Source organism: Leifsonia psychrotolerans, from assembly GCF_013410665.1.
Taxonomy (GTDB): Bacteria; Actinomycetota; Actinomycetes; order Actinomycetales; family Microbacteriaceae; genus Cryobacterium; species Cryobacterium psychrotolerans_A.
In genome coordinates, this window is record NZ_JACCFM010000001.1 from 1,960,066 (window position 1) to 1,985,532 (window position 25,467).

Annotated in this window: 26 protein-coding genes; 5 read left to right on the top strand and 21 right to left on the bottom strand. The window is 62.9% G+C overall.

Translation table 11 applies throughout. The annotated features are described in order from the left end of the window. Window positions 1–77: 77 nt before the first annotated feature. The 6 genes from HNR05_RS09130 to HNR05_RS09155 all read right to left on the bottom strand — a co-directional run bounded on the left by HNR05_RS09130 (window position 78) and on the right by HNR05_RS09155 (window position 7,194). On the bottom strand, window positions 78–1,310 hold the full coding sequence (locus HNR05_RS09130) for a DUF4192 domain-containing protein (protein WP_179578726.1): 1,233 nt from the start codon (window positions 1,308–1,310) through the stop codon (window positions 78–80). An 85-nt stretch (window positions 1,311–1,395) separates the two neighbouring features. After that, window positions 1,396–3,366, bottom strand: a complete 1,971-nt coding sequence (locus HNR05_RS09135; protein WP_179578727.1) for an ABC transporter ATP-binding protein — start codon at window positions 3,364–3,366, stop codon at window positions 1,396–1,398. Continuing rightward, entirely contained in the window at window positions 3,363–5,096 is a 1,734-nt protein-coding gene (locus HNR05_RS09140; protein ID WP_179578728.1) for an ABC transporter ATP-binding protein, read from the bottom strand. The genes HNR05_RS09135 and HNR05_RS09140 overlap by 4 nt, the downstream gene beginning before the upstream one ends. Window positions 5,097–5,109: 13 nt before the next feature. Next, window positions 5,110–5,688, bottom strand: coding sequence for a TetR/AcrR family transcriptional regulator (locus tag HNR05_RS09145; RefSeq protein WP_246318592.1), 579 nt, complete (start codon window positions 5,686–5,688; stop codon window positions 5,110–5,112). Between the two features lie 85 nt (window positions 5,689–5,773). Continuing rightward, complete coding sequence (locus HNR05_RS09150) at window positions 5,774–6,736, bottom strand: aldo/keto reductase (protein ID WP_179578730.1); 963 nt, start codon at window positions 6,734–6,736, stop codon at window positions 5,774–5,776. Between the two features lie 68 nt (window positions 6,737–6,804). Further along, the gene (locus HNR05_RS09155) at window positions 6,805–7,194 is read right to left on the bottom strand and encodes an SHOCT domain-containing protein (RefSeq protein ID WP_179580747.1); all 390 of its coding nucleotides are present in this window, start codon (window positions 7,192–7,194) and stop codon (window positions 6,805–6,807) included. 199 nt (window positions 7,195–7,393) lie between these two features. Between HNR05_RS09155 and HNR05_RS09160 the strand changes: the two genes are divergently transcribed. Further along, window positions 7,394–7,987 (top strand): methylated-DNA--[protein]-cysteine S-methyltransferase, encoded by a 594-nt coding sequence (locus HNR05_RS09160; protein WP_179578731.1) that lies wholly within the window; start codon window positions 7,394–7,396, stop codon window positions 7,985–7,987. On the opposite strand, the gene HNR05_RS09165 is transcribed toward HNR05_RS09160, so the two are convergent. The 12 genes from HNR05_RS09165 to HNR05_RS09220 all read right to left on the bottom strand — a co-directional run bounded on the left by HNR05_RS09165 (window position 7,945) and on the right by HNR05_RS09220 (window position 18,342). Further along, window positions 7,945–8,745 (bottom strand): peroxide stress protein YaaA, encoded by an 801-nt coding sequence (locus HNR05_RS09165; protein WP_179578732.1) that lies wholly within the window; start codon window positions 8,743–8,745, stop codon window positions 7,945–7,947. The two genes, HNR05_RS09160 and HNR05_RS09165, sit on opposite strands and share 43 nt — an antisense overlap. A gap of 5 nt (window positions 8,746–8,750) precedes the next feature. Then, window positions 8,751–9,017 (bottom strand): F0F1 ATP synthase subunit epsilon, encoded by a 267-nt coding sequence (locus tag HNR05_RS09170; protein WP_179578733.1) that lies wholly within the window; start codon window positions 9,015–9,017, stop codon window positions 8,751–8,753. A gap of 2 nt (window positions 9,018–9,019) precedes the next feature. Next, window positions 9,020–10,483, bottom strand: a complete 1,464-nt coding sequence (atpD, locus tag HNR05_RS09175; protein ID WP_179578734.1) for a F0F1 ATP synthase subunit beta — start codon at window positions 10,481–10,483, stop codon at window positions 9,020–9,022. Between the two features lie 20 nt (window positions 10,484–10,503). Beyond that, window positions 10,504–11,406 carry a F0F1 ATP synthase subunit gamma gene (locus tag HNR05_RS09180; RefSeq protein ID WP_179578735.1) on the bottom strand — a complete coding sequence of 301 codons (903 nt, stop codon included), beginning with the start codon at window positions 11,404–11,406 and terminating at the stop codon, window positions 10,504–10,506. Window positions 11,407–11,490: 84 nt separating this feature from the next. Next, window positions 11,491–13,128, bottom strand: coding sequence for a F0F1 ATP synthase subunit alpha (gene atpA / locus HNR05_RS09185; RefSeq protein WP_179580749.1), 1,638 nt, complete (start codon window positions 13,126–13,128; stop codon window positions 11,491–11,493). A gap of 88 nt (window positions 13,129–13,216) precedes the next feature. Then, window positions 13,217–14,014 carry a F0F1 ATP synthase subunit delta gene (locus tag HNR05_RS09190; protein ID WP_179578736.1) on the bottom strand — a complete coding sequence of 266 codons (798 nt, stop codon included), beginning with the start codon at window positions 14,012–14,014 and terminating at the stop codon, window positions 13,217–13,219. 4 nt (window positions 14,015–14,018) lie between these two features. Further along, window positions 14,019–14,585, bottom strand: a complete 567-nt coding sequence (locus HNR05_RS09195) for a F0F1 ATP synthase subunit B (RefSeq protein ID WP_179580752.1) — start codon at window positions 14,583–14,585, stop codon at window positions 14,019–14,021. A gap of 29 nt (window positions 14,586–14,614) precedes the next feature. After that, the gene (atpE, locus tag HNR05_RS09200; protein WP_179578737.1) at window positions 14,615–14,851 is read right to left on the bottom strand and encodes an ATP synthase F0 subunit C; all 237 of its coding nucleotides are present in this window, start codon (window positions 14,849–14,851) and stop codon (window positions 14,615–14,617) included. A 51-nt stretch (window positions 14,852–14,902) separates the two neighbouring features. Next, window positions 14,903–15,721 (bottom strand): F0F1 ATP synthase subunit A, encoded by an 819-nt coding sequence (gene atpB, locus HNR05_RS09205; RefSeq protein ID WP_179580754.1) that lies wholly within the window; start codon window positions 15,719–15,721, stop codon window positions 14,903–14,905. Between the two features lie 142 nt (window positions 15,722–15,863). Continuing rightward, window positions 15,864–16,346 carry a Cg1360 family ATP-synthase-associated protein gene (locus HNR05_RS09210; protein WP_179578738.1) on the bottom strand — a complete coding sequence of 161 codons (483 nt, stop codon included), beginning with the start codon at window positions 16,344–16,346 and terminating at the stop codon, window positions 15,864–15,866. Further along, window positions 16,343–17,584 (bottom strand): MraY family glycosyltransferase, encoded by a 1,242-nt coding sequence (locus HNR05_RS09215; protein WP_179578739.1) that lies wholly within the window; start codon window positions 17,582–17,584, stop codon window positions 16,343–16,345. Before HNR05_RS09215 ends, HNR05_RS09210 begins: the two co-directional genes overlap by 4 nt. Before the next feature lie 2 nt (window positions 17,585–17,586). After that, window positions 17,587–18,342, bottom strand: coding sequence for an L-threonylcarbamoyladenylate synthase (locus tag HNR05_RS09220; RefSeq protein ID WP_179578740.1), 756 nt, complete (start codon window positions 18,340–18,342; stop codon window positions 17,587–17,589). Between the two features lie 43 nt (window positions 18,343–18,385). On the opposite strand from HNR05_RS09220, the gene HNR05_RS09225 reads away from it, so the two are divergent. After that, window positions 18,386–19,021, top strand: a complete 636-nt coding sequence (locus HNR05_RS09225; RefSeq protein WP_179578741.1) for an HAD-IA family hydrolase — start codon at window positions 18,386–18,388, stop codon at window positions 19,019–19,021. Between the two features lie 109 nt (window positions 19,022–19,130). Here the strand turns inward: HNR05_RS09225 and prmC are convergent, their stop codons facing one another. After that, entirely contained in the window at window positions 19,131–19,973 is an 843-nt protein-coding gene (gene prmC, locus HNR05_RS09230; RefSeq protein ID WP_179580756.1) for a peptide chain release factor N(5)-glutamine methyltransferase, read from the bottom strand. A 136-nt stretch (window positions 19,974–20,109) separates the two neighbouring features. On the opposite strand from prmC, the gene cysK reads away from it, so the two are divergent. After that, entirely contained in the window at window positions 20,110–21,048 is a 939-nt protein-coding gene (cysK, locus tag HNR05_RS09235; protein WP_179578742.1) for a cysteine synthase A, read from the top strand. Between the two features lie 65 nt (window positions 21,049–21,113). Further along, entirely contained in the window at window positions 21,114–21,689 is a 576-nt protein-coding gene (epsC, locus tag HNR05_RS09240; RefSeq protein WP_179578743.1) for a serine O-acetyltransferase EpsC, read from the top strand. Window positions 21,690–21,797: 108 nt separating this feature from the next. On the opposite strand, the gene glsA is transcribed toward epsC, so the two are convergent. Beyond that, a complete protein-coding gene (gene glsA / locus HNR05_RS09245) occupies window positions 21,798–22,802 on the bottom strand; it encodes a glutaminase A (protein ID WP_246318378.1) in 1,005 nt (334 codons plus the stop codon). Further along, window positions 22,799–23,518 (bottom strand): TetR/AcrR family transcriptional regulator, encoded by a 720-nt coding sequence (locus tag HNR05_RS09250; protein ID WP_179578744.1) that lies wholly within the window; start codon window positions 23,516–23,518, stop codon window positions 22,799–22,801. Before HNR05_RS09250 ends, glsA begins: the two co-directional genes overlap by 4 nt. A gap of 200 nt (window positions 23,519–23,718) precedes the next feature. Here HNR05_RS09250 and HNR05_RS09255 point away from each other — a divergent pair, with 200 nt between their 5' ends. Then, entirely contained in the window at window positions 23,719–25,383 is a 1,665-nt protein-coding gene (locus HNR05_RS09255; protein ID WP_179578745.1) for an amidohydrolase family protein, read from the top strand. Window positions 25,384–25,467 lie beyond the last annotated feature (84 nt).

A 25,467-nucleotide genomic window follows, 5' to 3' on the forward strand; every position in this document is an offset into this window, starting at 1 on the left:
GGTCCGACACGACCGAAACAGGAATAGCCCGGGGGCGACCCGAATCGCACCCGGGCTTTTCTGTACCCACCCTCCCTTCATGACTGTTCGGCACCGCGATGGACCGCTGAGCCCTCCGTCGGTTCGGCGAAGGCCCACTCGGGCAGCGCTCCGGTTCCGAAAAGCTGATCGAGCAGCTGCGCCATCGAATAGTGCGGATCGATCGCCAGTGCCTGATCGACGAACATCCCGCCGATGCTGCCGCGGCCAAGTGCCCACGAGAGCCAGGCGAGCATGCACAAGGGTGCCGGTCGCAACGAGCGCGGTGCCAGAGCGACGACCGTTTTCAGCAACGCGATCGCGTGGTCGACCTGGCCGACGTCGGGGCGCACTCTGCTCTGCCCCAGAATCAACGTCGAGCCCGTCGTATCGTTCGCGGTTGGGTTCGTCGCTGCGGCACGATACTCGGCCTCGACGATCTCATCGAGGCTCAACCCTGTGTCGCGTTGCACGAGTTCATAGTGCACGTTCGACTCATGAATCGTGACCCCCGCGGCATGACCGAACCCGAATTGCAGCATCATCTGATCCCGTTGCGCCGGGCGTTGGCTGACCACGAGTAAGGTCGCGGCGTCGGTCATTGGCGGCGAGTCGGTGTTCCAATTCCGGGCTGCCTCGACGAGACCGACCGGGTCGAGCACCGCGCCGAACGGTCCGGCAAAGTCCGCCTGCGCGATTTCGGCGTGGGCGCGGCCGAGCACGCGACGCGCCGCTCGGGCACACTGCTCTCTCGCCGTCCGGCTCACCGATGGAAGCTCAGCGCCGCTGCGGAGCGACGCAAGCTCACGCGCCGCCTCGACCGGGAGCGATGTATGCACCGACGAGGCTGTAATTTCACTGAGCGGATGCGTGCGCTCGGGGCGCTCTGGATCGAAGTACTCTCCCCACGCGTCGGTGCCCACGCAGAGCGCATCCCGCACGCTGAACCCGGAGAAGCGTGCGCGCTCGATCAGCGTGTCGATGAAGTGTTGATGGGGAAGTTCCGCCGTCTCGGCCACGAGCGCGTCGGTGTAGACCACCGGAATCACCCCCTGCACCCCGGGAATCTTGCACACGGTGCCGATGAGTGTGGTTGCGATGCGTTTCAGCACCGCATGAGGGGCGCCCGGCTCGGGGAGGTTGAACCGCATCGCACCGCACGTGCGATTCCCTCGAAATGCCACAAGCGCCACACTGTTCTCGGGCACGAACCCGAGCAGTTGTGGCACGAGCGCCAGAAAGTCACAGGCGTTAGTGATCGTGATGAGTGTGGATGGGGTGGAAGGAGACATGACGCAACTCTGCCCACCGGGCCGGCGGGCTCCGCACTTCATCGCATATCGGTGCAGAACGCAGCGCGCGACCGGCTGGGGAGAACTACACCTCGTCGGTCACCGCCGCCGCAAACTGCGCGTTGTAGAGATCGAAGTAGGCGCCCTCCGCCGCCAGCAGCTGCGCGTGCGTGCCTTGTTCGACGATGTCGCCCGACTCCATCACCAGAATCAGATCGGCCTCACGAATCGTCGACAGGCGGTGCGCGATCACGAAACTGGTGCGGTCGGCACGCAATGCGCTCATTGCCTTTTGCACCAGCACCTCGGTACGGGTGTCGACTGAGCTTGTGGCCTCGTCGAGAATGAGCACGCTGGGCTTGGCCAGGAAGGCTCGGGCAATCGTGAGCAGTTGCTTCTCGCCGGCACTCACGTTTGCGCCCTCGTCATCGAGCACCGTGTCATAGCCATCGGGCAACGTACGCACGAAGCGATCAACATACGTGGCCGTGGCCGCATCGAGAATCTCGTCTTCGGTCGCATCCGGTCGACCGTACGCGATGTTGTCACGGATGGTGCCGCCGAACAGCCAGGTGTCTTGCAACACCATACCGAGGCGACTGCGCAGGTCGTCGCGGGTCATCAGTGAGACATCTGTGCCGTCCAGCGTGATGGTGCCCGAGTCGATCTCGTAGAAACGCATCATCAGATTCACGAGCGTGGTCTTACCCGCACCCGTCGGGCCGACGATCGCGACGGTTTGACCAGGCTCGGCCACCAGATTGAGGTTGTGAATCAGGGGCTTATCGGGCGAGTAGGAGAATGAGACCTCATCGAACACAAGGCGGCCACGAGTTTCGCTCGGCGTCTCGGCCGGTTCGGGGTCGGGGCTCTGCTCGTCGGCATCCAGCAGTTCGAACACACGCTCGGCGGATGCGACGCCCGACTGCAACAGGTTCGCCATCGAGCCCAGCTGAGCAAGCGGCTGCGTGAACTGCCGCGAATATTGGATGAAGGCCTGCACGTCACCGATCTGCATGACACCACTGGCGACCTGCAGCCCACCCACGACGGCGATCGCGACGTAAACCAAGTTGCCGATGAAGGTCAGGGCCGGCATGATCATGCCGCTGATGAACTGAGCGCCGAAGCTTGCCTCGAAGAGCTCGTCGTTCTTCGCCGCGAAGCGGGCGTCGACCTCGCGTTGACGCCCAAACACCTTCACCAGAGCATGCCCGGTGAACGTCTCTTCGATCTGCCCGTTCAACTCGCCCGTGTGCTTCCACTGGGCAACAAACAGCTTCTGGGAGCGCTTGGCGATGACCGCTGTGATCACCAGGGTGAGCGGAACCGTCACGAGGGCGATCAGAGCGAGCAGGGGCGAAAGGATGAACATCATCACGATCACGCCGACCACGGTGAGCAGTGAGGTCACGGCCTGACTCAACGTCTGCTGCAGGCTCTGCGAAATGTTATCGACGTCGTTGGTGACGCGGCTGAGCAGTTCACCCCGCGGCTTCGAATCGAAGTAGCGCAACGGCAGGCGGTTGATTTTCGCCTCAATCTCCTCCCGCAGCCGGTAGATGGTGCGCTGCACCACACCGTTCAGCACATAAGCCTGCAGCCAGCCGAACACCGACGCGAACACATAGAGAACCATCACCCAGAGCAGCACATTCGACAGCGCCACGAAGTCGATTCCGTGCCCTGGAGTCAGCGTCATGCCACTGAGCAGATCGGCCTGCTGCCCTTTGCCGTCTGCCCGCAGACCGGCGATCACCTGAGCCTGTGTCACTCCAGCGGGCAACGTCTTTGAGACGGCACCGGCGAAGATCAGGTTGGTTCCTTGCCCGAGCAGTTTCGGGCCGAGCACTGAGAAGGTTACGCTCACCACGGCGAGCAGCAGCACGAGCGCCATCCAGAGCCGCTCAGGACGCAGCTTGCCGAGCAGCCGCTTCGCGCTGGGGCCGAAGTTCAGCGACTTCTCGGCCGGGAGGTTCATTCCACCGAACGGGCCTCCGCCCCGCCCCGGGCGGGCTGCTGGCTTGTCGGCGTGGTCAGATTCTGAGTCGCTCATGCTGCTTCCTCCGCTGTGAGCTGGGATGACACGATCTCCTGGTAGGTCTCATTGGTCGCCAGGAGTTCAGGGTGAGTCCCCCGCCCAATCACGCGACCGCCCTCGAGAACCAGAATCTGGTCGGCGTCGATGATGCTCGCCACACGCTGAGCAACGACGATGATCGTTGCCTCGGCGACGTTGCGTCTCAGCGCCTGCCGCAGTCGGGCATCCGTCGCGGTGTCGAGTGCCGAGAACGAGTCGTCGAAGATGTAGAGGTCCGGGCGTTTCACGAGGGCCCGCGCGATCGCGAGTCGTTGCCGCTGGCCGCCAGAGACGTTGGTACCGCCCTGGCTGATTGGTGCGTCGAGGGCCCCATCCATCTCGGTCACGAAGTCTTTGCCCTGGGCGATCTCCAGGGCGCTCCAGAGCTCGTCGTCTGTGGCATCCGGCTTGCCATATTGCAGGTTGCTGCGCACGGTTCCCGAGAAGAGGTATGGCTTCTGCGGAACGAGACCGATGTTGCCCCAGAGCAGATCTGGATTCAACTCGCGCACGTCGACACCATCGATGAGTACCGAGCCTGTCGTGGCGTCGAACAAGCGGGGCAGCAGATTGACCAGGGTGGTCTTGCCCGAGCCCGTGCTGCCGATGATCGCTGTCGTCTGCCCCCGGTGGGCGAGGAAGCTGATGTTACTGAGCACCGGAGCTTCAGCCCCCGGATAGGCGAAACCCACGTCGAGCAGCTCGACCTCACCATGCCCGTGGGTCTCATCGACCGGGTTCTCAGGTGGGCGAACGCTGGAAGGGGTGCCGAGCACTTCCGCGATCCGGTCCGCGCAGACCGCCGCGCGTGGAATCATCACGGCCATGAACGTGGCCATCATGACCGCCATCAGAATCTGTAGCAGGTAGCTGAGGAAGGCGACCAGCGTACCGACCTGCAGCGTGCCGTCCTCAATGCGGAAGGCCCCGAACCAGATCACTGCAACGCTCGAGACATTCAGCACGAGCATGACCGTCGGGAACATCAGCGCCATCAGGCGGCCGGCCCGCAATGCGACATCCGTCACATCGGCGTTCGCAACGGCGAAACGGTCGGTCTCGATGTCTTCGCGCACAAATGCCCGCACGACACGGATACCGGTGAGTTGTTCCCGCAACACGCGGTTCACGGTGTCGATGCGTGTCTGCATCTTACGAAACAGCGGGACCATTCGCACGATGATCAGTCCGACCGCGACGAGCAAAACGGGAACGCTCACGGCGATCAACCACGACAGGTCGAGGTCCTGCTGCATGGCCATGATGATGCCGCCGATGCAGAGGATCGGGGCCGACACCATCAGCGTCGTGGTCACCAGCACCAGCATCTGCACCTGCTGCACATCATTCGTCGATCGGGTGATCAGCGAGGGAGCACCGAACCGGGTCACTTCCTGCTCCGAAAACTCGCCGACCCGCGTGAACACGGCGCTGCGCAGGTCGCGGCCGAGAGCCATGGCCGCCTTTGCCCCGAAATACACGGCAATGATGGCGCAGATGATCTGGGCCAGCGTGATCACGAGCATGACCGCGCCCGTGCTCATGATGTATTCCGTGTTGCCTTTCGCCACGCCGTCATCGATGATGCTGGCGTTCAACGTCGGCAGATAGAGCGAAGCGATCGATTGCAGAAGCTGAAAAACGACGACGGCAGCCAACAACGGCCAGTAGGGCCGCAGATACCTGACAAGCAACTTCCAGAGCATCCGATTCTCCTCGCTATCGCGCCGCAGGGGCGCCAGCTATTCCATACAAAATGAGGGCAGCGACCTCGGCATCGTCAAAAGCCGGGCCGTTTCTGATGGGGGTGACGGATGCCGCGAGCGCCACCATGCGCACGATCTGGGCGGCCCGCGCGGCGTCGACGGTCAGTCCGGCCAGGTCGGGGGCCAACGCCCGACGGATCAGCTCAGTGAACTCCCGTCGACTGTCATCGCTGGGGTGTGGGTGATCCAGAGCGCCCACTGCGCTCATCAGGGTGAACACGGTGCTGAACCGCTCACGCAAAAGCGTGACAATCATGCGCATACGATCCTCAAGCGGGAGCGCGGGGTCGACCGCACGGAGAGTGGCGCGCAGCGGCTCAGGGTCCAACTGGCGCGTGATGGCCGCCTGAATCAGTTCGTCTTTGCTGCCGAACGCACGAAAGATGGTTCCTTCTGCAATGCCCGCACACTCGGCAATCTGCCGGGTCGTCACGGAACGCCCCTGGGCTAACAACAGCGGTGTGACCGCAGCGATGAGCATCTCCCGACGGTCTTCGACCGAGAGAGAGCGAGCACGCGGTGCCTTATTCATCACGCGCTGAATCTACTTGAGTGAGTGCTCACTCACAAGAGTTTTTCAGAACATTCGCGGCGTGCTTCTCAGGGCGAAAAGTCTCTCAGGCGAAAAGTGCCGAGACCCAGAGCGATTCTTCGGCCGTCGGCTTCCAGGCCGTAGCCGCCTCGGCATTCTGCCGAACCTGCTCGGGCGTTGTCGCGCCGGCAATCACGCTCGACAAGCCGGGCTGGGCGAGCAACCAGCCGAGCGTGCCCTCGAGCAAGGTCATGTTGCGCTTGGCGAGGTACGCCTCGAACTGTTCGATGAGATCCCACGGTGCGTTCGCCAGCAGATGCGGACGCTGCCTCATGATGCGGCTGTCGGCGGGACCACCGTCGCGCGTGAACTTGCCGGTGAACAAGCCGTTGTAGAGCGGGAAGAACGGCAAGAAGCCAAGCCCATAGGCGTTCACCGCCGGGAGGACCTCGCGCTCGGCGCCACGCACAAGCAGGCTGTACTCGTTCTGGGCCGAGATGAAACGCGGATGGTTGCCGAGGCGAGCCGTGTATTCGGCATCCGCGATCTGCCAGCCGGCAAAGTTCGAGTGACCGATGTAGCGCACCTTCCCCTCGCGAATGAGATCGTCGAGCGCGTCGAGCGTCTCCTCGATCGGAGTGAGCGGATCTCGCGTGTGCAACTGGTAGAGGTCAATCCACTCGGTCTTCAGACGGCGTAACGACCCTTCGACGGCCTGCCGGATGTAGCGTCTCGAGCCCTTGGCGCCCCAGTTGCTGAGCGGTGAATCGTAGTCGGCGTGGCCGAACTTCGTGGCGAGCACGATCTGGTCACGACGCCCGCTCAGCGCCTCGCCCATCATGCTCTCGCTGCGCCCGTACTCGTAGCCGTAGATGTCTGCGGTGTCGAAGAGGGTGATGCCGACATTGATCGCTGCATCGATCACGGCGGTCGTGCCCGCTTGATCCTCGGTCTTCGAGCCGGGACGACCGAAGTTGTTGCAACCGAGTCCCATTGACGACACCGTCAATCCGGATATGCCCAACCTGCGGTACTCGATCTGTGCCATCTGCCCAGCCTATTGGTTTCGATCGCGGACAGAGCTGCCGCGCATCGTTGCCGCACATCTGTCAGACGTCAGCCCGCCAACGCTTTGGCTTTGAGATGGTGAAACTCGGCTTCGGTTAAGGTGCCGTTGTCGAAGAGCGCCTTTGCCTTCGCAATCTCCTCGGTCGGGCTCGGGCTCGCCACGGTCCGGATATAGCTCTCGGCTGCGGCCTGCGCCTGCGCGACATCTCGATTCTGGCGCTCCGCCATGCCGCGCCCACGAGCGATGAGGTAGACCAGCGCGGTGAGGAACGGAACAAAGATGAGGAAGATGATCCACAGTGCCTTCCACCACCCGTTGAGTTCACGATCGCGGAAGAGGTCTCCGATGATTGAAAACAAGGCCATCAGATATGCGATGAACACGAAGGCCCACAAGAACCAACCGATGACATCCCAGAAGTTTGCCCAGAAGCCCATGATCTTCATCTCCTTCGTCTGTGCCTCCCCCGGCGTTCCCGGGCAGCGACTGTCCTCGACCATACGGTGATCGCTCAGTTGTCTGACACACCCGGAACGGGTGATCTGGCACCCTCCTCCACAGGCTCGGTCAGCCAGTGTGATGCACATAGTCGCCCAGAGGGGGCCTCGAAGAATCTCGCGCGGTTAGCGTCAGGTCATGACTGATACCGAACTCCTTCTGATGCGCACGCCGAGCCCGCTCGGGCGCCTAGAACTCGTCGCCGACAGCACCCATCTGCTCTCCCTCACCATCGAAACTGCGGGCCGTCTCCCCCACGACGGGCATCCAGAGACCCCCTCAGCACTCCTTGAAGATGCCCTGACCCAACTGGCCGAGTACTTCACGCATTCGCGCACGGTTTTCGAGCTCCCGACACGGTTCGACAACGGCACACCATTCCAGCACAGCGTCTGGCACCGGCTCGCCGAAGTCCCCCACGGGGCCGCGACCTCCTATGGCGCGGTCGCGACGGCCATCGGCCGGCCGGGTGCCGGGCGCTCCATTGGCCGCGCTGTCGCCGCCAACCCGTTGCCGATCATCGTCGGCTGCCATCGAGTGCTCTCGTCAACAGGCGAGATCATCGGCTATAGCCAAGGATCCGGCGTGCCGACGAAGGCCTGGTTGCTCACCCATGAGAGGATCGCCTTCACCATTCGAGCGCAGTACGACCCACTCGACCTGGTTAACCAGGTGCTCGGCGATCTCGTTCAGACGAGCGGGCGCCGTGAGGCGGAGCGCTCAGCCAGCTGAGCGATCGTGAGTTGTTCAACCACCAGCTCCACTTCACCCGGGGCGCCGTGGTGCAGCCGAAAGCCCGCAGTCCGGGCCCAGTCGAGTAGCTCCGCTACGTTCGAGAAATCACGCTCGGCCTGCAGAAGCGCTCGGGTGAACTCGCCCTTCGACTTTTTGTTGAAGTGGTTGAGCGCCCGTTTTTGGCCATTCTCAGCCTCGGTGACGACGCGTAAGAAGACTGAGTCCTCCCGTCTCGGTGCGGGGCCGAGGTGCACATAGGCTTCGGATCGCAGGTCGAGCACCAGCCCGTTGGTCTCGGTGAGAACGCCGGCGATGGCCGAGGACCAGTGCTTTTTCAGCGGCAGTCCCGGAAGTTTCGAGTCATGGGAGAACCGATAGGCCGGAATCAGGTCGAGAGCGCCGACCGGCCCGAACAGCGCCGAGTGAATCTGAAGATGATCACCGGCGAAAGAACGCGCTGCCTCGCTCAGGCTCGGTGCATCAAGGGCGTCGTAGAGCACGCCGGTGTAGCGATCGACGGCGGCCATCGTGGGCGATGTCTCGAGCTCGCGGTTGCGTTCGATCTCGGCCAACTGAGTGGGGCCCAGTTTGAGGGCGGCGATCGAGGCATCCGTATCGCCGGAGAGGTCGCCAAGGGCGCTCACGAGAGCGAGTCTCGAGGCGGTCAGCGCCGGATAAGCGAAAGCGGCGACCCCGAGGGGGCCGCCGCTTCCACCATCGCGCTTCGTTTCCGAAGGCGGGAGGAGAACAAGCACCTGAGTTAGACGAGCTCCGCCTTGCGAGCGACGATCGTGACCTGGTTGTTCTCGACCGAGAGGAAACCGTCATCAGCCGCAGCGGTGATCTTCGAGCCATCGGTAAGAGTCACGCGGACTTCACCGTTGGCAAGAATCGCCAGCAGCGGTTCGTGACCGGCAAGAATACCGATCTCTCCCTCGACGGTGCGAGCGATGACCATTGTTGCTTCGCCGGCCCACACCTGGTGGTCCGCCGCAACAACGCTGACGTTCAGCGGTGCTGAAGCCATGGTTAGCCGTTCTCCTTCTGGATCTGAGCCCACTTCTCTTCGACGTCGTTGATACCACCGACGTTGAAGAATGCCTGCTCGGCAACGTGGTCGAAGTCACCATTGGCGATGGCCGTGAACGACTCGATGGTCTCTTTCAGGGGAACCGTCGAGCCCTCGACACCGGTGAACTTCTTCGCCATGTAGGTGTTCTGCGAGAGGAACTGCTCGATACGACGTGCCCGCGACACGGTGACCTTGTCTTCTTCAGACAGCTCATCAACACCGAGGATCGCGATGATCTCCTGGAGTTCCTTGTTCTTCTGAAGAATCGCCTTGACGCGCACAGCCGTGTTGTAGTGATCGGCACCCAAGTAGCGGGGGTCGAGGATACGGCTGGTGGAGGTCAGCGGGTCGACGGCCGGGTACAGACCCTTCGAGGCGATCGCACGCGACAGCTCGGTGGTGGCGTCGAGGTGGGCGAAGGTGGTCGCCGGTGCCGGGTCGGTGTAGTCGTCGGCAGGCACGTAAATGGCCTGCAGCGAGGTGATCGAGTGACCACGCGTCGAGGTGATGCGCTCCTGAAGAACACCCATCTCGTCGGCAAGGTTCGGCTGGTAACCCACGGCGGACGGCATGCGACCGAGAAGGGTCGACACCTCGGAACCGGCCTGGGTGAAGCGGAAGATGTTGTCGATGAAGAGCAGAACGTCCTGCTTCTTCACGTCGCGGAAGTACTCGGCCATGGTGAGGGCGGAGAGGGCGACGCGCAGACGCGTTCCCGGCGGCTCGTCCATCTGGCCGAAGACAAGAGCGGTCTTGTCGAAGACGCCGGCTTCTTCCATTTCGTGGATGAGGTCGTTGCCCTCACGGGTACGCTCCCCGACACCGGCGAACACCGACACACCACCGTGGTCCTGCGCCACGCGCTGGATCATTTCCTGGATCAGAACGGTCTTACCCACACCGGCACCACCGAAGAGGCCGATCTTTCCACCCTGGACGTACGGGGTGAGCAGGTCGATGACCTTGATACCGGTCTCGAAAAGCTCGGTCTTCGACTCAAGCTGGTCGAATGCCGGGGGCTTGCGGTGGATCGGCCAGCGCTCGGTGATCTCAATCTGCTCGCCAGGGGCGGCGTTGAGCACGTCACCGATGACGTTGAAGACCTTGCCCTTGGTGACGTCACCGACGGGAACCGTGATCGGCTCTCCGGTGTCGCGCACTTCCTGGCCACGAACCAGACCGTCGGTCGGGTTCAACGCAATGGCACGAACCAAGTCGTCACCGAGGTGCTGTGCAACCTCGAGCGTGATGACGGTCGAAACCTCGCCGATGACAATTGTCGTCTTCAGCGCGTTGTAGATGCCCGGGATCGAGTCGTGGGGAAATTCGATGTCGACGACGGGGCCGGTCACGCGGGCGATACGGCCCACGGCAGTAGCCGGCGCCGCAGCCTGGACTGGCGCTGTTGCGGTGTCAGTCATTGCTCTCTCTTCTCTGGGGATTAGTTCTTGGCGGATGAGAGCGCATCGGCTCCACCCACGATCTCGGAAATCTGCTGGGTGATCTCAGACTGACGCGCGTTATTAGCCAGACGCGTGTAGTCGGTGATCAGCTTGTCGGCGTTGTCGGTCGCCGACTTCATCGCCTTCTGACGGGCGGCGTGCTCGGAAGCGGCCGACTGCAGCATGGCGTTGAACAAGCGGCTCTCGATGTAGACCGGCAAAAGCCCGTCCAACACGGTTTCGACATCCGGCTCGAACTCGTAGAGCGGCAAGATGGCGCTGGCTTCAGGCTCTTCGACGCCCTCGACGACCTCCAGAGGAAGCAGGCGAACAACCTCGGGAACCTGGCTGACCATGCTCACGAAGCGGTTGTAGACGATGTGAATCTCGTCGACGCCGCCGTCTTCGTAGTCACGGAGGAAGGTCTCAAGCAGTGCGTCGCCGATGTCCTTCGCAGTTTCGAACGCGGGCTGGTCTGTGCCGCCGGTCCAAACGCGCTCGGAGGCACGGTGGCGGAAGTGGAAGTAAGCCACTGACTTGCGCCCGACAAGGAAGTACACGACATCCTTGCCCTGACTGCGCAGCAACTCACTCAGTTCTTCTGACTCACGCAGAACCTGTGAGCTGAACCCGCCGGCCAGACCGCGGTCGGAAGCGAAGATTACGACGGCTGCCCGCTGAATCTTTTCCGGCTCGGTCGTCAGTACGTGCTCAACGTTCGAGTACGTGGCAACCGCAGAAACGGCGCGAGTAATCGCGCGCGAATACGGGGTGGACGCCGTGACGCGCGCCTGCGCCTTCTGAATGCGCGAGGCGGAGATCAGCTCCATGGCCCGAGTGATCTTCTTGGTCGTCTGGGCAGATTTGATCTTCTGCCGGTAGACCCGAAGTTGCGCTCCCATGTGTCTCTTTCTCTGGTTTAGTGATCAGCAGGTCGGTAGGTGCCTCCGGTTGGCCACCGTGTGGGCGGCCAACCGGAGAAACAACTAACGCTTCTGCTTGACGATCTTTTCCTGGTTGACGTCTTCTTCAGCGATGGCGTCGAACTGCTCTTTGCCCACAGAGGCGAGTGGCTTTCCCTCACCGGTCTGGAATTCGAGCTTGAACTTGTCGACCTCGATGTTCAGCGCGGCGACGGTGTCGTCCGAAAGAACGTTCGTGTCGCGCAGCACGGTCAGCACATCGGTGTTGCGGCCCAGGTAGTCGAGCAGCTCGCGCTCGAAACGCAAGATGTCTTCGACCGGAACCTCGTCGAGCTTGCCGTTCGTGCCGGCCCAAATCGAAACAACCTGGTCCTCGACGGGGTACGGCGAGTACTGCGGCTGCTTCAGCAGCTCGGTGAGGCGGGCGCCACGGGCGAGCTGACGGCGGCTGGCCGCGTCGAGGTCGGAGGCGAACATCGCGAAGGCTTCGAGTGAACGGTACTGAGCAAGTTCAAGCTTCAGCGTTCCGGAAACCTTCTTGATGGACTTGACCTGAGCGTCACCACCGACACGCGAGACCGAGATACCCACGTCGACCGCGGGACGCTGGTTGGCGTTGAACAGGTCGGACTGCAGGAAGATCTGGCCGTCGGTGATCGAGATCACGTTAGTCGGGATGTAGGCGGAAACGTCGTTCGCCTTGGTCTCGATGATCGGAAGACCGGTCATCGAGCCGGCACCCAGCTCGTCGGAGAGCTTGGCACAACGCTCGAGCAGACGGGAGTGCAGGTAAAACACGTCACCGGGGTATGCCTCACGTCCCGGCGGACGACGCAGCAGCAGCGACACTGCACGGTAGGCCTCGGCCTGCTTCGACAGGTCATCGAAAACGATGAGAACGTGCTTGCCGGCGTACATCCAGTGCTGGCCGATGGCCGAGCCGGTGTACGGGGCGAGATATTTGAAGCCAGCCGGGTCAGAAGCAGGCGCGGCGACGATGGTGGTGTATTCCATCGCTCCGGCATCTTCGAGGGCACCCTTCACCGAAGCGATGGTGGACCCCTTCTGTCCGATAGCCACATAGATGCAGCGAACCTGCTTGTTGACATCGCCCGAAGCCCAGTTGGCCTTCTGGTTGATGATGGTGTCGATCGCAATGGCCGTCTTACCGGTCTGGCGGTCACCAATGATGAGCTGACGCTGGCCACGCCCGACGGGGATCATGGCGTCGATAGCCTTGATACCGGTCTGCATGGGCTCGTGCACACTCTTACGCTGCATGACGCCGGGCGCCTGCAGTTCGAGAGCGCGGCGGCCTTCGGTCGCGATCTCACCGAGACCATCGATCGGAGCACCCAGCGGGTCGACGACGCGGCCGAGGTAGCCATCGCCAACGGGAACGGAGAGTACCTCGCCTGTGCGGTGCACCTCCATACCTTCGACGATGCCGGTGAACTCACCGAGAACCACCACACCGATCTCATCTTCGTCGAGGTTCTGGGCCAGGCCCAGGGTGCCGTCGGCAAACTTGATGAGCTCGTTGGCCATCACGCCGGGGAGACCCTCGACGTGCGCGATTCCATCACCCGCGGTGGTGACGTAACCGACCTCGGTGGTCGCGGTCTTGTTCGGCTCGTAGGACTTCACGAAGTCCTGGAGAGCGCCGCGGATCTCATCGGGGCTGATCGTTAGTTCTGCCATCATCTTCCCTTTTCTGTACGGGGTGTACAGCTCTGTCTTTTCGAGACGTTACAGCCTCGAGATTTCAATGTTCTGAACTGACCTGGGGTCAGCCAGCAAGCTGGAGTCGCAAATCGGCCAGGCGGGTGGCGATGCTTCCATCGATCACGTCGTCGCCGATCTGCACACGCAGTCCGCCGACAACACTGCTGTCGACGATCTGGTTGAGTGTCAAAGCACGGCCATAGCGCTCGGCCAGGCTCTTCTTCAACCGGTCAAGCTGCGCGGGCGAGAGTGCAGTCGCCGACGTGACGTTTGCAATCTGAGTGCCAGCCTGGTCGGCAACGATGGAGGCGGCGTGACGAAGCAGCTCACCGATGCGGCGGCCGCGTGGCTGCTGCACCAGGTGGCGCACGATGACCAGCGTCTGGGCCGTGACCTTGCCGGTCAACAGCGCGTCGACCAGACCCGTTTTGGCGTCAGCCCGACCAAGCTTGCTGGCCAGGGCCAGCTCCAGCTCCGCGTCGGACGACACGGTCGTACCGAAGGAGAAAAGTTCGCCCTCGATCGTTCCGTCTCCAGGACCTGACAGTGCGGTGGCCCGCAATCCCAGCTCTTCGATCCCGGCGAGCAGGTCGCCGTGGTTCGACCAACGCTCGGAAGCGATGGCCTGCAACAGTTCGAGAGCGTTCGGCGTGACGGCGGCGGAGAAGACACGCGCTATTAGCGTGGTCTTCGCTGCGGCGTCTGCCGACGGATCTGCGAGTGCTGACAGGAGTTGCGACGAATTGCCGATCGCGCGACCGGCACCGAAAAGGCTCTCGCCCGTCGCCAGATCAATGGTCCCGTCGAGGGCAGCAAGAGCTGCCCGCGACGAGGCCAGAGCTTCTCTGGTGGCGCTTCCCATGTGGTTACTTCTTTCCAGCTGAAGAAGCCGCGGATTCCGAAGCCTCGAGATCAGCCAGGAACCGGTCAACGATGGCGCTAGCCTTCGCGTCATCGGTCAGGCTTTCGCCGATCACACCGGATGCCAAGTCAATGGCCAAGGTGCCGACCTCACTGCGCAGCGACACGACGGCCGACTGACGCTCAGCTTCGATCTGTGCCTTGGCGGTAGCGGTGGCACGTGCGGCCTCGGCCAGCGCCTGTTCCTTGTGCTCTGCGACGATCTTTGCACCGTCGGCGCGAGCCTGCTCGCGGATCACACCGGCTTCGGCGCGCGCATCAGCAAGCTGAGCCGTGTACTGCTCGAGAGCAGCTTCGGCCTTGCGCTGAGCGTCGTCGGCCTTGGCGATGTTGCCTTCGATGGCCTCTGCACGGTCGTCGAGAAGCTTCTGCATCTTCGGAAGCACGAGCTTCCAGAAGAAGAACAGGATCACGACAAAGCAGACCGCCGACCAGATGATGTCGTAGACCGCCGGGATGAGCGGGTTGGTCTGCTCACCAGCGGCCTGTGCTGCTATTACAGCGTGAAGCATCATGCCTCCTAACTAGAGAGAAAAGAGGATTAGTTGGTGAAGATGAAGTACGTAGCGATACCGATGAAGGCCAGCGCCTCGGTGAAGGCGATACCGATGTACATCAGAACCTGCAGGCGACCGGCGAGTTCGGGCTGACGAGCAACACCCTCAATGGTCTTGCCGACGACGATACCTACGCCGATAGCCGGGCCGATTGCGGCGAGGCCGTAACCAACAGTCGCGATGTTTCCTGAGAGTGCCGCGAGAACGGTTGTTGCGTCCACGTGTGTTTCCTTCCGTGATGAGCGAATTTCGGCGAGTGCCGGATTCGTTGTTTAGTGTTCCTCAGCCAGCGCAAGCTGGATGTAGACAGCGGTGAGCAGGGCGAAAATATAAGCCTGAAGCAGAGCGATCAGCACCTCGAAGAGGGTGAACGCGAATCCGAAGACCAACGTGCCGACTCCGAAGAACTTGAATGCGCCGTCTGCCGTGAAGAAGAAGAATTGGGTAGCCGCAAAGAAGAGCACCAGCAAGAGGTGACCGACGACCATGTTCATCAGGAGTCGCAGGGTCAGGGTGATCGGCCGGATGATGAAGGTCGAGACGAACTCGATCGGCGTCACGATGATGTACAAAGCCGGCGGAACTCCGGGAGGGAACAGCGAATTGCGGAAGAACTTTCCCGGGTGCTTCTTGACACCGGCGTAGATGAACGCGCCGTAGGCGATGACAGCCAAAAGCAGCGGAACGCCGATGACCGAGGTACCCGCGATGTTCAGGCCGGGAATAATACCCGTCAAGTTCATGAACAGGACCATGAAGAAGATGGTGGTGATCAGCGGCAGGAACCGCTTGCCATCTTTCTTACCCAGGAGGTCTTCCGCGATATTGACTCGCGCAAAATCCAGACCCATTTCTACCAAGCTCTGCATCCGGTTCGGAATGACCGTCATACGACGGGTACCGATCCAGAAGACCAGAAGCAATACGGCGACTGCGAGGAAGCGGATCAGGATGATCCGGTTCATCTCAAATGGCGTATTGGCGAAAAAAATCGCGTCGGGGAAAAATTCATTAATCGTAGGACCATGGAAGCCACCGTCGTCGTTGGCGAGCGGGACCAGCAGGTTTACAGCGTTCTCTAGCAGCGCTATCTCCTGTTTCGGGGCGGAGCGCAAGGCTCACGCGTCGACGAATGTGTGGCAGGTTTCGGCCGCAAAAAGGCGGCTTTCAACCAGGGGGGATCTCTACACACTGTAGCAAAGAACAGCGCTGAGACCGAATCGAAACCCAGATTTAGTCGTCGTGGGGTGCGGGCGGAAGGGTCACATCGCTGGTGTACGTCATCCGGCTCTTCATGATCACAACAACATCGACAACGAGTGATCCGACCACACCGGCGATGATGCTGAGGAAGAGCACAGTGGGATCAACCCAGGGCTGCCCCTTCAACAGAACGACCAGCACCAAGAAGACGACGAACTTGAGCAGCCAGCCGCCCATCACAATGCCGAAAAAGGCACCGATCGCGGCTTCGGAGCCGGCGAACTTATTGGCCAGAAGCAAGCTCGCTGCGGTGATCCCCATGAAGACGACGGCCATTGCCGTGCCGACCAGGGCACTCACGACGCCGGTTCCACCGGCAACCAGTCCACCGACGATGGCGCCGACAACGGCGATGGCCAGCGACAGAACGCTGCCGTAGATCAGGATGCGGCGAAAGATCGGGATCGACGTGGGCTCTGCAGCCGGCGTGGGCAGGGGCGTTTCGGGCTTCATTCGTTGGTGTCCTCGGTCAGTGTGGATGCCTTGTCGAGCGGGTCGAAACCCGCGCCGGCATCAAACGGGGTGATCGGAGCGCCCTCGCGCGGCTCAGGGGTCAGCTGCGTTGCGGCTTCTGCCGCCTTGCGGCGGCTGAGCGGGGCCAGGGTCACGATGGTGCAGGCAAGCAGGCTGACGACCAGAAAGATGCTGGCGTACCAGGTGGGCAGGCCGAAGTAGACCGGCAGCACGAAGTAGAGCAGGCATCCGATCGAGGCCGCAGCAGTCCAGCTGTAGAAGATGAGCACGGCATGCAGGTGCGAGTGACCCATATCGAGCAGGCGGTGGTGCAGATGCTTGCGGTCGGCACTGAAGGGAGACTTTCCGGCCTGGACCCGGCGGAAGACAGCCAAGCCGAAGTCGAGAAGGGGAATGATCAGAATCGCGACGGGCAGCAGGATCGGGATGAACGCGGGGAACAACTGTGAGCGGTTCACGGCAGTCGGGTCGATCTGGCCGGTGATGGCGATGGCGGAAGTCGCCATCAACAATCCGACCAGCAGCGCACCGGCATCCCCCATGAATAGCTTCGCCGGCCGCCAGTTGAGCGGCAAGAACCCCGCACAGGCGCCGACGAGGATCGCGGCGATCAACGAGGCGAGGTTGAAGTAGTTGGTGGGCGAGGTGTCGCGCACGAGAAGGTAGCTGTAGAGGAAGAAGGCCCCGTTGGCGATCAGCGCGACGCCGGCGACCAGTCCGTCAAGGCCGTCGATGAAGTTGATCATGTTCATGGTGATCACGATCGCCATGACCGTGATCACGATCGACATCCAGCCGGAGCCCACGGTGAGACCACCGATTGGCAGGGAGAGAATCTGCACCTGCCAGGCGACCAGGCCGGCAGCGATGAATTGCCCGGCAAGCTTGGTCATCCAGTCAAGATCCCAGAGGTCGTCGGCAACGCCGATCGCGACGATCAGCAGTGCGGCCCCGAGGATCGCCAGAATCTGGGTCGGGTTCGAGAAAACCAAGCGCAGCGGAGCGAACTGCGATGACGCGAGATAGGCGACGCCGAAGGCGACCATGATGCCGAGGAACATCGCGATGCCACCCAGGCGCGGAGTAGGTCGGGTGTGAACGTCTCGTTCCCGGATCTTCGGATAGAGGCGGAATTTATGGCTCACCTTGTAGACGACGATCGACGCCCCGAAGGTGACGACCGCCGACACGAGTGCGAGCAGCAGAAATATAGTCATGGTCAGCCGAGCGCGGGCGATTCGTCGATGGTCGGCCCGTCGGAACTCTCCGACTCTGGCGTCTGCGTCGTCTCGTCCAACGCGTCACCGATGATCGATGCGATCTGCGAGCGTGAGATCACGCCATTGCGCACGATCCGCAGTTTTCCGCCGTTGTGGTGGAAGCCGGTGGCATCGACGATTGTTGATGAGGTGTCTCCGGGGCGGTCGCCGATGGCCTCGTAACCGATGCCGGCCGCTCCCCCGTCCAGGTAGACGGCAACGCTCGATCCGAGCATTTCCTCGGCTCCCAGGGCATCGATCGCGGACGGCATACCGGTGCGATTGGCCGAGGAGACGGCAAGAGGACCTGTCTCGGTCAGCAGATCGAGGGCAACCTGATTGCTCGGCACTCGCAGTGCCACGGTTCCCCGGGTCTCGCCGAGGTCCCAGGCCAGCGAGGGCTGAGCGTTCAAAATCAACGTCAGTCCGCCGGGCCAGAAGGCCTTCGCGAGATCGCGAGCGGGCGGGGGAACGTCGTCGGCGAGGCCGTCAAGGGCCGCAATTCCCGCGATGAGAACGGGCGGCGGTGATTGGCGGTCGCGCCCCTTGGCATCCAGCAATCGCTGCACGGCCTCGGGGGTGAAAGCATCCGCTGCGATGCCGTAGACGGTATCGGTGGGGATGACGACGAGAGCGCCGCGGCCGATTGCCGAGCGCGCAAGCCTCATGCCGGCCAGGTATTCAGACGAGTCCGAGCAGTCGTAGATGCGTTTCATTTGCCCTGATTCTAATGCAGACCGCTTGGGGGATACTGGGGACATGGCCTCCGACGTCTACTTCTTCGATTGCGACAAGACGCTCTATACCTACGATTTTCGGAAACGATTGCCGGCGCTGGCCGCTCTGACCGGTGCCAGCGAGTATCACCTGGCCCGAACCTGGTGGGTCGGTGGGCATGAGGATGCCGCGAACGCGGGCGAGTATCGTTCGACCGCCGAGTACCTCGAGGTCTGGCAAGCGGTGACCGGAGTTCCGCTCACGCTGGAGCAGTGGCAAGAGTCACGCGGGGCAGCGATGGCTCCGATTCAGGGCTCCCTCGATGCCCTCCGCCGAGCCGCCACTCTGGGAACCGTATCGTTGTTGTCGAACAACCCGATTCCATTCCGGGATTCGCTCCCGGTTCTCGCACCGGAGGCTGCCGAGATTCTCGCGGGGAACGACCTTGTCTCTGCGGTGCTCGGTGCTGAAAAGCCCGAGCGACGGATCTATACGCGCGCCCTCGGCGTGTTCGGGGTCAGCCCCGAGAATGCCATTCTCTTCGACGACAGTGCCGAGAACGTGGCGGGTGCCCGCGATCTGGGGATGCACGCGTTTCAGTTCACCGAAACCGACGGCGTGTACGACGTCGAGGGCCTGAACGCGGCGATCGATGCGTTTGCCACGCGCGAGCGCTGAGTGAGCGTGGCGGGAGCAGGCGAAGGTCTCGACATGCTCGACCAACGGCGAAGGTCTCGACATGCTCGACCAACGGCGAAGGTCTCGACATGCTCGACCAACGGCGGCGTCAGGGACGAATGGCGGTTGTCGCCCGATCCCGCGTCGTGAAGTCACGGTGCGTGGCCGTGCCACGCCATCCGTCGACCGCCAGGAGCGCCCGAATCTCGGCGCCTTGCAATTCGCCGTGCTCGATCACGAGCACACCGCCGGGGCGAAGCAACCGCAATGCGGTCTGCGAAACGTGACGCACGACATCCAGCCCGTCCTCTCCCCCATACAACGCATGCGCGGGGTCGAAGAGACGCACCTCGGGATCACGCGGGATGGCGGCGGCAGGGATGTAGGGCGGGTTGGAGATGACGACGGCGACGGTTCCGTCGAGCTCGCGAAAGGCATCGGCCAGGTCGCCGAAGACCAGCGTCGCATTAGTCGCCCCGACATCGGCGAAGTTCTTGGTGGTCCACGGGAAGGCGTCGACGGAGTTTTCGACAGCAAAGATGCGGGCGTGCGGCACCTCGGTGGCCATGGCCAGCGCGATCGCGCCGCTGCCGGTGCCCAGGTCGATGCCGATGGGTTCGGGGTCGGGCATCGAGCCGAGCGCGTCGATGGCGAACTGCGCGACCTGCTCGGTCTCGGGCCGCGGCACGAACACTCCGGGGCCGACGGAAAGCTCAAGGCGACGAAACGGCGCCGTGCCCGTAATGTGTTGCAGCGGTTCGCGCCGGGCCCGGCGTGTCACGAGGGCAAGAATTGCAGCGGCATCCGTTTCGGACAGCGCCGTGCCCATGATCCCCGCGGCCTGCACCTGCCCGCGACTCTGGTGCAACACATGGCCGATCAGCAGGTCAGCATCGATATCGGGGTCGGCCACGCCGGCCACGCGCAGAATCTGGCTCATTTCAGCACGCATCGCGTGCACGGATGCCGGGCGTTCGGTCGGGCTGGAAGGTGTCGGGGTCACAACATGAAACGTAACGCACTCGTCACTTTGAGGTGGTGGCCGTAGGCTGAGCCCGCCAGTGTTACTCCAGCGAAAGGCCTCGTTCATGCCTGCACAGATCTTCTCCGACATCACCCAAGCAGTCGGACGGACTCCCTTGGTTCGCCTCAACCGGGTCGTGGGTGACTCGCGTGCAACGGTTCTCGCCAAACTCGAGTTCTACAACCCCGCCGGAAGCGTGAAGGACCGCATCGGAGTGGCGATCGTCGATGCCGCCGAGAAGTCGGGTGAGTTGAAGCCCGGCGGCACCATCGTCGAAGGAACCAGCGGAAACACCGGAATCGCGCTCGCCCTCGTCGGTGCGGCACGCGGCTACACGGTCATCCTGACGATGCCCGAGACCATGAGCAAAGAACGTCGGGTGTTGCTGCGCGCATACGGTGCCGAGATCGTGCTGACCGCGGGTGCCGACGGCATGCGCGGTGCGGTTGAGAAGGCTCGCGAGATCGTGTCTGCAACCGAGGGCGCCGTGCTTGCCAGCCAATTCGCCAACCTGGCGAATCCGGCCATTCACAAGGCCACCACCGGTCCTGAGATCTGGGCCGACACCGACGGAGCGATCGACATCTTTGTGGTCGGTGTGGGAACCGGCGGCACCATCACGGGTGCCGGACAGTACCTCAAATCGGTCAAGCCAGATCTGAGAATCGTCGCCGTCGAACCGATCGACTCCCCCATCCTCTCGGGCGGGGCCCCGGGGCCACACAAGATCCAGGGCCTCGGCGCGAACTTCGTGCCCGACATTCTCGACCGTGAAATCTACGACTCGGTGACGGATGTGACGTTGGCCGACTCTCTGGAAACCGCGCGCACACTGGCCACCGACGAGGGTATTCTCGCCGGAATCTCGGGCGGAGCCGCGGTCTGGGCTGCACTCGAGCAGGCGAAGCTCCCGGAGAACGCGGGCAAGACCATCGTGGTTGTCGTTCCCGACTTCGGTGAGCGGTACATCTCGACGATGCTGTACGAAAACCTGCTCGATTAGAGGATTGCTGCGTGCCGGGTCTGAGTCGGAGCCGCTGAGTGCTGGGACTGTGTTCAAATAGGCGCATGGGAGTTTTTTCGCGCGTCCGTGAGGACATTGCCACGGCACGTCGGCACGACCCGGCCTCGCGTGGCAAAGTCGAAGTCTTTCTTGCCTACAGCGGGCTGCACGCGGTGTGGTCGTACCGTGTCGCGAATCGACTGTGGCGGGCGGGTCTCTACCTACCCGCCCGGCTGCTGTCCCAGTTCACGCGCTTTCTCACCGGCGTCGAGATTCACCCGGGTGCCACGATCGGTCGACGGTTGTTCATCGACCACGGCATGGGTGTCGTGATTGGCGAGACCGCAGTGCTCGGCGACGATGTGATGCTGTACCACGGGGTGACCCTCGGCGGAAAAAGCCGGCACGGTGTCGCGCGCGGTGCCAAGCGGCATCCGACAGTGGGTGACAACGTCACGGTTGGGGCAGGTGCGAAGGTGCTTGGCGCAATCACGATCGGGGCCTGGAGCACCATTGGTGCCAACGCCGTGGTCACCAAGGATGCCCCGGCGGGCTCGCTGCTCGTCGGAATACCGGCCGTTGCCAAGCCGCTGAATCCTGACACGATCGAAGCCGCGCGTGGAACAACTCACGACGGCTGAGTCTCCCGCTCCACCCCGTCCCCCCTCCTCTCCGTCCCCCATTCGATCCTGCTCACTCGCGATGGGACAAGGGCGACGGGAAAGGGCTCAGGGCTCAGGGCTCAGGGCTCAGGGCTCAGGCAACGACGCAAACAGGTTCAGGCCCAGACGGTTGGAGAGAAACTTCGTGGCGCGCTGACCGCGTACGCTGTTTCCGGCAGAGTCGAGCGGCGGTGAGAACGTCGCCAAGCCGCCCTTGCCTGGGGCCACGGTGAGGATGCCGCCGCTCACCCCGCTCTTGGCCGGCAGCCCCACCTCATAGAGCCAGTCCCCGCTGTGCTCATAGAGTCCTGCCGTGGCCAGAACCGCGAGCACTCGGGTGCAGACGTCGGCATCGACCACGCGTTCCCGCGTGACCGGGTTGACACCGCCATCGGCCAGGGTGGCGCTCATCACTGCCAGGTCGGTGACTGTGACACTGAGCGAGCACTGCTTCGTGTAGACATCCGTCGCCTCGAGCGGATCGAAATACATTCGCCCATAGCCGGCCAGCAGATAGGCCATGCCCTGATTGCGGCGGTTCGTCGCCGCTTCTGAGGTATAGGCATCGTGGTCAAGGTCAAGGCGCCGGCCCGCAAACCGGGACAGACCGGCGCGGATGAAGTTCCATTTGTCGTCGGCCGTTTCACCAGGCACCAGGCTCGCCGCCGCGATCGCGCCTGCGTTGACCATCGGGTTCGCCGTGCGGTCCTCGTTCAGCTCGATCGCCATGACCGAGTTGAAACCGAGTCCCGTGCTGTTCACCCCGAGTTTCTCGCGCGCCGCGGCATGACCAAGCGCCTGTGCAACGAGCGCGAAGACGAAGGGCTTGGACATGCTCTGGATCGTGAAGTGCTGCTGCGCGTCACCCGCTGAATACACGGTGCCGTCGACGCCGACCAAGCAGAGGCCGAAGAGGCTCGGCGACGTTTGCGCGAGAACCGGGATATAGTCTGCGACCGTGCCGGAGTCCTCTCCCGCATAGCGATCGTGAGCCTCGTCGAGCAGAGCCTGCACGACAGTACTCGACGGAAGATGCCCGGTCGAGACGTGGCGTGCGGCTCCGGGTTCGTCGGCAGGCAGGTCGGTCATCATGGCGCGGGGGGTGGCTGTGCGCTTGAACGTGCCTCGGCACCGGCTCGTTCCGCGCCATCCAAGAGCATCTCGATGCCGAGAAGCAGGATCTCGCGGTCGCGGAGCGCCGTGAGCTCTTCACGGAGCTCAGAGATGCGCGGATGCGACGCTGCGGTCACGGGTAACGTGCGGCCGATCCAGGGTTGCGAGTCATCGGGGGTGATCGACGGATTGAGCGTGTGTTCCCGGGCAATTCCGGCCGAGTACGAGAGCGCATAGCTGGCGAGTGTGGCGTAGTGTCGCACCAGCTCCTCGCCTTCCAAACCCGTCTGCGCAAGTGCGTCGAGCATCAGCTCAATGGTGCTGAGTTCGGCAGGGCCGTCGGTGGTGAGCACGACGGCTTCGAGCCCGATCGCGGGATAGGTGACGAAAACGTCGAGAGTGGCGCTCATGAGCTGGGTGATGCGCGCACGCCAGTCTTCGCGTGGGGCGCTCACCCGCTCCAAGCTCATCGCGAGCAGCCGGTCAAGCAGAGCCTCCATGAGGCTTTCCTTATTGCGGAAGTGACGGTAGATAGCTGTGGGGTCGGTGCCGAGCATGGCTCCGAGCTCCCGCACGGTCACTGCGGTCGCCCCGGGCTGTGCCGCGATGCGTAACCCGGCCTCAACGATGGTTTCGACGTCAAGACGCGTCTTTTCGCGCGGCGTCTGGTTCAGTACTCGTTCGACGACCACCATCGGATGCCGACCTTTCTCCATAGACCTGATCCCGCTAGTAGACCATATTTCGCACGCGTCGCTCCGGTCCGGACGCCACGTCAGGCACAAGTAGAGCAGAGTACACCCGCGTTGTCATCAGCGTTGACATCAGTGATGTGAATCGCTAGTCTCACAGCATCCGGTCGACAACGAGGCCGCATCGAAACACGAGGAGACCCGTGGCACACTCTGCAGACGTGATTTACACGGGAGGCTGGGTGTTCAGCGCACTCGCATCCGCCCCCATCCAGAAGGCAGTCGTCGTCGTAGACGATCGAATCGCCGCAGTCATCGCTGAGACCGATGTCGAGAGCTGGACCGGAGACGGCACGCAGCTCGTCGATCTGGGCGGCGGGCTGCTCGCGCCCGGTTTTCAGGATGCCCACATTCACCCCATCGGTGGCGGCGTCGAGGGGTTGCAGTGCAACCTCACCGAAGCTCGAGATGGCGATGAGGCACTCGAGCTCATCGCCGCCTATGCGGCTGCGAACCCGGATCTGCCATGGATTCAGGGCGCCGGCTGGTCGATGGATCATTTCCCCGGTGGCACTCCCACCCGCCAGATGCTCGATGCAATCGTGTCGGACCGTCCGGTGCTGCTTTCAAACCGCGACCACCACGGTGCCTGGGCGAACACACTCGCCTTCACCCTGGCTGGTGTGGACCGCACCACTCCTGACCCCGTGGACGGGCGTCTCGAACGCGAGAGCGATGGCACGCCCGCAGGCACCGTGCATGAAGGTGCCATCGGCCTCTTCGAGCATGTCGCCCCCGGCACGTCGAATGAACTCGCCTATGCCGGGCTGCTTCGCGCCCAGGCCGAGCTGTTTGCACTCGGCGTGACCGGCTGGCAAGACGCCATGGTCGGCACGGCACTGGGGATGTCGGATTCATTCGAGATCTACCGCCGCGCACTGGCCGAGGGTACCTTGATCGCCCACGTCGTCGGAGCACAGTGGTGGGATCGTTCGGCCGGCATTGAGCAGGTCGAGCAGATGATCGCGCGTCGAGACCAGGTTGCCACCGAGCAGCCCGACCTGTTCAGCCTCGGCACGGTCAAGATCATGGTCGACGGCGTCGCCGAAAACCAGACGGCCGCCATGAATGCCCCCTACCGGGACAACCACGGACACCCCACCGACAACTCGGGCCTCTCGTTCATCGACCCCGAGCGTCTCAAGGAATACGTCACCGCTTTGGATGCCGCAGGTTTCCAGGTGCACTTCCACGCACTCGGCGACCGAGCTGTGCGTGAGGCTCTCGACGCCATCGAGGCTGCCCGTGCCGCCAACGGCCCGCGTGGCAATCGCCACCACCTCGCCCACCTTCAGGTCGTCGATTCGGCCGACGCCGCTCGGTTTGCGGGCCTCGACGCGATTGCGAACATGCAGAGCCTCTGGGCCTCCCACGAGGCGCAGCTCGACACGCTCGCGCTGCCGTTCCTGCCCGACGGCGCAGAGGAGCACCACTACCCGTTCGGCGAACTGCTCGATCAGGGCGCTCGACTCGCGGCAGGCAGCGATTGGCCGGTTTCGACTGCCAACCCGATCGAGGCCATCCACGTCGCCGTCAACCGCGTCACACCCGGTGAGAACTCTGAGCCACTCGGTGCACCCCGTCAGAAGCTCGACCTCGCGACGGCGATGACGGCGTACACGGCCGGAAGCGCCTACGTGAATCACCGCGAACACGACACCGGTGCGATCGCACCCGGCTACCTCGCGAATCTCGTCGTTCTCAACCCGAACCCCTTCGAGCTCGATCCGACCGACATCTACACCAGCACCGTGACGTCGACCTGGGTGCGCGGCACTCAGGTTTACGGTGTGCCCGTGACGGCGTAGCCGCCCTCGCCTCACCCCGCCCAGACCGTGTAACACAAAGAACCGCCCGTGTCGTGATGGGAATCACGTCACACGGGCGGTTCT